The organism is Cupriavidus sp. WS, from assembly GCF_000395345.1.
GTDB classification, from domain to species: Bacteria; Pseudomonadota; Gammaproteobacteria; order Burkholderiales; family Burkholderiaceae; genus Cupriavidus; species Cupriavidus basilensis_B.
Genome location: NZ_AQPL01000311.1, coordinates 1 through 7,219, shown reverse-complemented (window position 1 = coordinate 7,219; position 7,219 = coordinate 1). Strand labels below are relative to the sequence as shown.

7 protein-coding genes are annotated in these 7,219 nt (G+C 73.4%); 1 reads left to right on the top strand and 6 read right to left on the bottom strand.

What is annotated here, in order from left to right; genetic code table 11:
- The 5 genes from K206_RS39125 to K206_RS0124010 all read right to left on the bottom strand — a co-directional run.
- Positions 1-1,254 (bottom strand): acyl-CoA dehydrogenase family protein (locus K206_RS39125; protein WP_020204942.1); only part of this gene is annotated, 1,254 nt, incomplete at its 3' end.
- A 55-nt stretch (positions 1,255-1,309) separates the two neighbouring features.
- Positions 1,310-2,227: a transporter substrate-binding domain-containing protein gene (locus K206_RS0124025; protein ID WP_020204941.1), complete on the bottom strand. Its 918-nt coding sequence runs from the start codon at positions 2,225-2,227 to the stop codon at positions 1,310-1,312.
- 42 nt (positions 2,228-2,269) lie between these two features.
- The gene (locus K206_RS0124020) at positions 2,270-3,076 is read right to left on the bottom strand and encodes an ABC transporter ATP-binding protein (RefSeq protein WP_020204940.1); all 807 of its coding nucleotides are present in this window, start codon (positions 3,074-3,076) and stop codon (positions 2,270-2,272) included.
- Positions 3,070-4,104 carry an ABC transporter permease gene (locus K206_RS0124015; RefSeq protein ID WP_020204939.1) on the bottom strand — a complete coding sequence of 345 codons (1,035 nt, stop codon included), beginning with the start codon at positions 4,102-4,104 and terminating at the stop codon, positions 3,070-3,072. The genes K206_RS0124020 and K206_RS0124015 overlap by 7 nt, the downstream gene beginning before the upstream one ends.
- Positions 4,085-5,143: an ABC transporter substrate-binding protein gene (locus K206_RS0124010; RefSeq protein ID WP_020204938.1), complete on the bottom strand. Its 1,059-nt coding sequence runs from the start codon at positions 5,141-5,143 to the stop codon at positions 4,085-4,087. The genes K206_RS0124015 and K206_RS0124010 overlap by 20 nt, the downstream gene beginning before the upstream one ends.
- A 264-nt stretch (positions 5,144-5,407) precedes the next feature.
- On the opposite strand from K206_RS0124010, the gene K206_RS0124005 reads away from it, so the two are divergent.
- The gene (locus tag K206_RS0124005) at positions 5,408-6,406 is read left to right on the top strand and encodes a GlxA family transcriptional regulator (RefSeq protein WP_020204937.1); all 999 of its coding nucleotides are present in this window, start codon (positions 5,408-5,410) and stop codon (positions 6,404-6,406) included.
- A gap of 12 nt (positions 6,407-6,418) precedes the next feature.
- On the opposite strand, the gene K206_RS0124000 is transcribed toward K206_RS0124005, so the two are convergent.
- Positions 6,419-7,186, bottom strand: coding sequence for a membrane protein (locus K206_RS0124000; protein ID WP_029044015.1), 768 nt, complete (start codon positions 7,184-7,186; stop codon positions 6,419-6,421).
- Positions 7,187-7,219 lie beyond the last annotated feature (33 nt).

The following is a 7,219-nucleotide window of genomic DNA, read 5'->3' as shown; positions in this document are numbered from 1 at the left end:
CTCGGCGGCGGCCCGCAGGGCCTGCGCGCCCGCGCCCGCCAGGATGGCGTCGTTCTGCGGGGTGTGGATGCGGCTGCACAGCACGTTGCGGTAGTGGCGCTCGAGCGGGTTGCCGCGCGACAGCGCCGGGTTGCCGGCCAGCTTGAGCGCCAGTTCCACCGCGGCGATGGCGTTGTCGGTGACGTTGAGCTTGAGCAGGTTGCTGTCGGTGACGCTGGCCGGCGCGCCCGCGTCGGCGTCGGCGCTGAAGCGGTCGAGCAGCACGCGGTTGGCGAGCAGCCAGGCGTCGATGCGGCCCACCGCTTCCTGGAAGCGCGGCAGCGTGGCCAGCGGCGCGCCCAGGCTGCCCGGCGCGCGCAGGTTGAGCCAGCCGGCGAACCAGTCGCGCGCGGCGCGCGCCACGGCGTCGTAGAGCGTGCCGAGCAGCGTCGAGGACCACGCGGCCCAGGCCGGGTCGACGCGGTCGGCCCAGGCGGCGGGCAGGCGCAGGTCCACGGCGTGGTCGGCCGGCAGCGGGGTGTTGTCGAAGATCACCTCGTGGCTGCTGGTGGCGCGCATGCCGAGATGGTCCCAGGTGGGCAGCACGGTGATGCCGGGCGCGTCGCGCGGCACCAGGAACACGCCAGTGCGCGGGCTGGGCTCGTCGGTGCGGCCCCACACCGCCAGCCAGCCCAGCGCGGGGATGCCGGTGGCGTAGATCTTGTGGCCGGACAGCGCCCAGCCGTCGCCGTGGCGGCGCGCCACCGTGCCCGGCAGGCCGCCGCGCGCGGGCGAGCCCAGCTCCGGCTCCACGCGCAGCGAGTTGATCAGCGCGCCTTGCGCCACGGCGCTGTGCTGCACGGCCTCGCGCACGGCCTGCGGCCATTGCGTGTCGTTGGCCAGGCTGCGGTGGGTGAGCGTCTGCATGACCAGCACCAGCGCGGTGGACGGGTCGCCGATGGCCACGTGGTGGATCACGCGGCGCGCCTCGGCCAGCCCGGCGCCGGCGCCGCCCAGCGCGCGCGGCACGGTGAGCGCGAGCAGGCCGAGCGCGTGCAGTTCGGCGATGTTCTCGTGGGCGAAGCTGGCGTCGCGGTCGTGCGCGGCGGCGCGCGCGGCGAAGCGGGCGGACAGCGCGCGCAGGGTGTCGTCGGTGGGCAGGGGGCGCGGCGTGGCGGCGGCATCCGTCTCGGGGCCGACGGCGGCGAAGCCGCTGGCGCGATGCCACTCGGAGATCCGCTGGCGGCTGCTGGCGCCGCTCGATGACAAACTCATTGTTGCTCCTGGATGGTGTGGTGCTGCATGTGTGTCGTGTGTGCGCCGGCGCGGTTCAGTGGCAGATCAGCCCGCTTTCGACCAGCATCATGTTGAAGGCCGCGTCGCCGGCGGCGGCGTCGCGCCAGCGCGCCAGCAGGCCGTCGCGCCGCCGGCCGGCCAGCCATTGTTCGAGCCAGCGTGCGGACTGCGCGTCGGCGCGGGGCAGCGCGAGCAGCGCCCCGGCGCCGTCCACCAGCAGCGGCGCGGCGACGAAGAAGCGCCATTCGGGCAGGCGCATGACGCGCGCGGCCAGCGCGGCGTCTTCCGCCACCGCCGCGCAATCGCCGCGGCGGAAGGCCAGCAGCGTCTGCAATGGCGACGGATAGCGCCGCAGCGTGGCGCCGGCGCGGGCCAGCGCGGCCTGGTAGGGGCTGTCCTGGCTGACGCAGGCGGTCTTGCCGGCCAGCGCGCCGAGCCGGTCCACCGGCGTGAAGCGCAGCGTCAGCAGCGTGCCGGGCGCGATGGCGGGCGCGCGGACCTGGGCCGCGCGCGGTTGCGTGCGTGGTTGCGTAAAACCGCCGTTGCCGAAGGCGAGGTCGAGGCCGGCCGGCGGCGCGCCGTTGCCGTCGGCGGGCAGGTGGCGCAGCCTGACCGGCACGCCCAGCGCGCGGCCGAGTCCGGCGGCGAGCGCGGCCTCGGCGGGATCGGGTTCGGGCACCAGCGGCCGGCCCGGCGGCGTGGCGCGCGGATAGGCGTGCACGCCGACCACCAGCTCGCCGCGGGCCTGCGCCTGTTGCAGCAGCGGGCCGGGCGCCGGCTGGCCGCGCCACGGCAGGCCGGCCAGCAGCCACCACAGCGGCACGAGGAAGAGGAGGGCAAAGCCGGCAAGCCGGAGCGCGGCGCTTGCCGGACGTGCCGCCGCGGCGCGCCCCGGCAGCACGTCCGCGCCCAGCCACCAGGCGCCGTGCAGGTGCCAGAGCTCATCCGGCATGGCGGCTCCGCGCGCTTGCCGGCAGCAGTCGCGTGGGCGCGCCTACCATCCTTCGCCCAGCCCGAGCAGGCCGAGGATCTCGCGGCGCAGGCGGATCAGTTCGGGGTCGTCGCGGTGGCGCGGGTAGGCGCGGTCGATCTTGAGTTCGGCGGTGATGCGCGCGGGGCGCTCGCTGAACACGATCACGCGCGTGGCCAGCAGCAGCGCTTCTTCCACGTCGTGCGTGACCAGCAGCGCGGTGAAGCCCGAACGCTGCCACAGCGAGACCAGTTCGCCCTGCATGCTCAGGCGCGTGAGCGAATCGAGCTTGCCGAGCGGCTCGTCCAGGATCAGCAGGCGCGGCTCGTTGACCAGCGCGCGCGCCAGCGCGGCGCGCTGCGCCATGCCGCCGGAGAGCTGGCGCGGATAGGCGCGCGCGAAATCGCTCAGGCCCACGCGCGCGAGCGCGTCGTCCACGCGCTGGCGCTGGGTGGAGAGCAGGCCGCGCGCTTCCAGCCCGAGTGCGGCGTTGTCCCACACGGTGCGCCACGGGTACAGCGTGGGGTCCTGGAACACCACCACGCGGCTCGGGTCGGGGCCGGTGATCGGCACGCCGTCCACGGCCAGCGTGCCGCGCCGCGGCGGCTCCAGCCCGGCCACCAGCCGCAGCAGCGTGGACTTGCCGCAGCCGCTGGGGCCGAGCAGGGCCACGAACTCGCCCGGCTCGGCGGTCAGGCTGACGCGGTTGAGCACCGGCAGGACCTGGTCGCGCAGGCTGAAATGATGGCTGACCTGATCGATGGTCAGGCGCACGCCATTGCTGGCGGCGGCCGGTTCGGTGACGATGGCGGGAGCGGCGGCGCTTACCATTTGACGACTCCTTTCTGCCACGCCAGCAGGCGGTCGCGCGAGCGGAACAGCAGCGTGATGAGGCCCGAGAACAGGATCGCCATGACCAGCAGCGCGCCGTACATGCTGGCGTAGGCGGCCCAGCCCTGCGCCCATTGCAGATACCAGCCCAGGCCCGACTTGACGCCCAGCATCTCGGCCACCACCAGCACCGAGAACGAGGCGCCCAGGCCCATGAACAGGCCCACGAACACGCTCGGCAGCGCGGCCGGCACGGCCACCTTGAGCACCAGGAAGCGCTCGCGGGCGCCGAGCGTGCGCGCCACGTCGTAGTAGGCCGGGTCCACCGCCGCCACGCCGGACCACGTCAGCACCGTGACCGGGAACCACGTGGCCAGCGCCACCAGGAAGGTGGCCGCGCTGGCGCTGCTGGGAAAGGCGAAGAACACGATCGGCAGCCAGGCCGTGGCCGGCAGCGGCCCGAGCAGGCGCAGCACCGGGTGGACCCAGTAGCCGGCGCGGCTGGACCAGCCGATCGCCACGCCGGTGAGAAAGCCCGCCAGCGCGCCGAGCAGGTAGCCGGTGGCCAGCAGGCGCAGCGAGTGCGCCACGGCGTCGGCCAGCTTGGCGTAGTCGTCCAGGAACACTTCGAGCAGCGCCTGCGGCGGCGCGAAGAACGGCCTTGGCAGCAGGCCGAGCTTGGCGGTCACCACCTCCCACACGAAGGTCAGCAGCGCCAGCACCACCAGCCACGGCCCGGAGCGGCGCAGCGCGGCGCCGGCGCGGCCCAGGCGGTGCTGCACGAAGGCCAGCACCAGCAGCAGCCCGGCGAACGCGGCGAACAGTTGCGCGGTCTCCTGCGTGAGCGGCCAGTCCTCGGCCTCGGGCCAGAACCTGACGGTGGCGGCCACCGCCAGCCAGCCGGCCGCGGCCAGCGCGCCGCCCAGCCACACGCGCGGCACCGCCGGCGCGGGCAGGGCGAGGAAGTCGTCGTGGGCGTCGAACGCCTCCGGCGTGCCTTGCTGCCCGTCAGCTGAGTACGTTGGCATAGATGCGGTCCGCGAACTTGGTGGAATCGGTGCCGGGGCGGATCACCGACACCAGCTTGAGCTCGTCCGTGTATTGCGCCAGTTCCTTTTTCAGGTCGCCGCCGGTGGGGTGGTGGCCGTGGGTGTGGCTCTTGAGCATGGCCACCACGTCGGCCTGCGGCACCTTGGCGAACTCGGCGAAGTGGCGCGCGGTTTCCTCGGGGTGCGCCACGGTCCATTCCTGCGCTTGCAGCACCGAATGCGTGAGCGCGGCCGCGGTGGCCTTGTCCTCGCGGATCAGGCTGCCGCGGATGCCCAGCACGCAGCAGGCGCGGTTGGCGTATTCGTCGGACAGGTTGGTGGCCACCTCGATCAGGCTGCGCTCCTTGCGCAGCAGGTAGGTGCGCGGGTCGCCGTCGGCGGCGGCCTGGGCCTCGCCTTTCTCCAGCGCGATGCCGAGCAGGTCGGCCGGGTACTGGCGCCATTCCACGTCGCGCACCGGGTCGATGCCGCGCTTGGCCAGCAGGATGGAGAAGAAGTTCTTGGCCGGGCTGGCCATGTCGCTGACCGCCACGGTCTTGCCCTTGAGGCTCTTGAGGTCGGTCACGCCGGAGTTGCGCGTGGTCAGCAGGCGCATGCAGCCGCCGTGCGTGGCGGCCGTGAGCTTGACGTCGAAGCCCTGCTCGAGCGGCTTGAGCCAGCGCAGCGCCATGCCCACGCCGGCATCGGCCTTGCGCGTGGCGATGGCTTCGAGCAACTGGTCGGTGGAGCCGCCGAAGTTGATCAGTTCCACGTCGAGGCCGTGGTTGCGGAAGATGTCTTCCTTGATCGCCGCGGCCACCGGCGCGAAGCACACCGAGCTGGCGTTCCAGGCCAGCTTGATCGGCTTGAGCTGCCCGGCGGCGCGGGCGCGCGGCGCCCAGACGAAGGGCGCCACGCCGCCGGCCACGGCCAGCGTGCCGGCGGCTTTCAGCCAGCCGCGGCGGCTCAGGGTGCCGCCGCCCGGTGGTGTCCCGGCGGGACGGTTGATGGCGGACGGCTGCTCGGGCTGGTGATGCATGGCGCTCCTCGGTTGGGCTGCCCGCTGGCGTGGTCGCGCGGGCGGCGGAATGGGGACGGATGGCGGAAGTCGGGTGGCCAGATCGGTGGTCAAACCGGTGGCCGGACCGCGACGGCATGCACCATGCTAAGAAATGGTTCAGCGCAACAGAACGAATTTGTTGGCGCAAGCTTGCACGCGCAGCGCTTTAGGCGGTGGGCGCATAACCTTCGAAGGCGGGTGCGCGCCGGGTTAAGATCGGCGCTTTGATTGCGGACGAGGCCGATGCAAGCGCAGCCGAACACCGCCCCGCGGCGGGTGGACATCGTGGTGTACCCGGGATTCAAGGCGATGGAGGCGGTCGGCCCGATGACCGTGTTCGACTACGCCAACGTGCGGCTGGCCCAGCGCGGCCAGCCGCCGGCCTACGCCACGCGCGTGGTGGCGCTGGAGACCGGCCCGGTGCGCTCGGACACGCTGATGACGCTGGAGGCCACCGCCCGGCTCGACACCGTGCTGCTGCCGGACATCGCGCTGATCGTGGGCGCGCGCGACATCGAGCGCGCGATGGGCGAGGCGCACGGCATCGTGCCGTGGGCGCGCGCGGTGGCGCCGCGCATCGGCCGGCTGATCGCGCTGTGCTCGGGCACCTTCTTCCTGGCCGCGGCGGGCCTGCTCGACGGGCGCCGCGCCACCACGCACTGGAGCGTGGCGGCGCTGCTGCGCCAGCGCTTCCCGGCGGTGGAGGTCGATGCCGACGCCATCTTCATCCGGCAGGGCAACCTGTGGACCTCGGCCGGCGTGACGGCGGGCATCGACCTGGCGCTGGCGGTGGTGGAGGAAGACCTGGGCCGCGAGCTGGCGCTGGACCTGGCGCGCGAGCTGGTGGTCTATCTCAAGCGCCCGGGCGGGCAGTCGCAATACAGCCTGCACCTGGCCAGCCAGGCCACCAGCCACGCCGGCATCCGCGGGCTGCAGGACTGGATCCTGTCCGATCTCGCGCGCGACTTCACGCTGGCCGAGATGGCGGCGCGCGTGGCCATGAGCGAGCGCAATTTCCGGCGCGTGTTCGCGAAGGAGACGGGCGCGAGCCCGATGGCGTTCATCGAGTCGGCCCGCATCGAAGGCGCGCGCCGCCTGCTGGAGCAGGGCGACCTGCCGCTCAAGGCGATCGCCGCGCGCACCGGCTTCGGCTCGGACGAGGGGCTGCGGCGCGCGTTCCTGCGGCAGATGGGCATCACGCCGCGCGACTACCGCGAGCGCTTCGGGCCGGGCGGGCGCTAGGCCGGCCGGCGGCTAGTGCGGGCGCGTGGCGGCGCGCTGCGGGAACAGCAGCAGGCAGGCGGCCATGAAGGCCAGCAGCGCGGCCGAGGCGGAGAAGCGGCTCAGCGCGAGGCCGCCCGCGTGCAGCGGCTTGTCGAGAAAATCGCCCACCACGGCGCCGAGCGGGCGGGTCAGGATGAAGGCGGCCCAGAACAGCGCGGTGCGCGAGACCGAAGTCCGGTAGTACGCCGCCGCCAGCGCCGCCAGCAGCGCGCCGAACACCGCCATGCCGCCCAGGTAGCCCAGCCCGGCGCTGTCCGCGGTCCAGTCGCCCAGCGCCGTGCCCAGCGTCTGCGAGAACATGATGGTCACCCAGTAGTACATCTCGGCATGCGGCGATTGCACGGCATGCACGGAGACCGAGCCCAGCCGCCAGTGCCACAGCGCCAGCGAGGTGGCCAGCAGCAGCGCCAGCATGGTGGTGCCGCCGGCGTAGCCGACGCCGAGCGAGCGGTCGGCGAAATCCGCCAGCGTGGTGCCGACCGTGGTGGTGGCGATGATGGTGGTCCAGTACAGCAGTGGATGGAAGCGCCGCGCCGAGACCTGCGCCGAGACGGCCAGCAGGAACAGCCCGGCGAAGATCGCCGTGCTCAGCAGGTAGCCCAGGCCGAGCGACATCGACAGCGCGTCGCCGCCGGTCTCGCCCAGCGTGGTGGCGGCGATCTTGGTGATCCAGAAGGCCAGCGTGACGGCCGGCACCTTGCTGGCCGCCGCGTCCGGCTGCGTCGGGGATGCGTTCACGGTGTGCTCCTGCGTGCCATCGGCGCGGGCCTC

Excerpts from the sequence above, each read along its gene's own strand:
- K206_RS0124025 (WP_020204941.1), bottom strand. The coding sequence starts at position 2,227 with ATGCCGGATGAGCTCTGGCACCTGCACGGCGCCTGGTGGCTGGGCGCG.
- K206_RS0124020 (WP_020204940.1), bottom strand. The coding sequence starts at position 3,076 with ATGGTAAGCGCCGCCGCTCCCGCCATCGTCACCGAACCGGCCGCCGCC.
- K206_RS0124015 (WP_020204939.1), bottom strand. The coding sequence starts at position 4,104 with ATGCCAACGTACTCAGCTGACGGGCAGCAAGGCACGCCGGAGGCGTTC.
- K206_RS0124010 (WP_020204938.1), bottom strand. The coding sequence starts at position 5,143 with ATGCATCACCAGCCCGAGCAGCCGTCCGCCATCAACCGTCCCGCCGGG.
- K206_RS0124005 (WP_020204937.1), top strand. The coding sequence starts at position 5,408 with ATGCAAGCGCAGCCGAACACCGCCCCGCGGCGGGTGGACATCGTGGTG.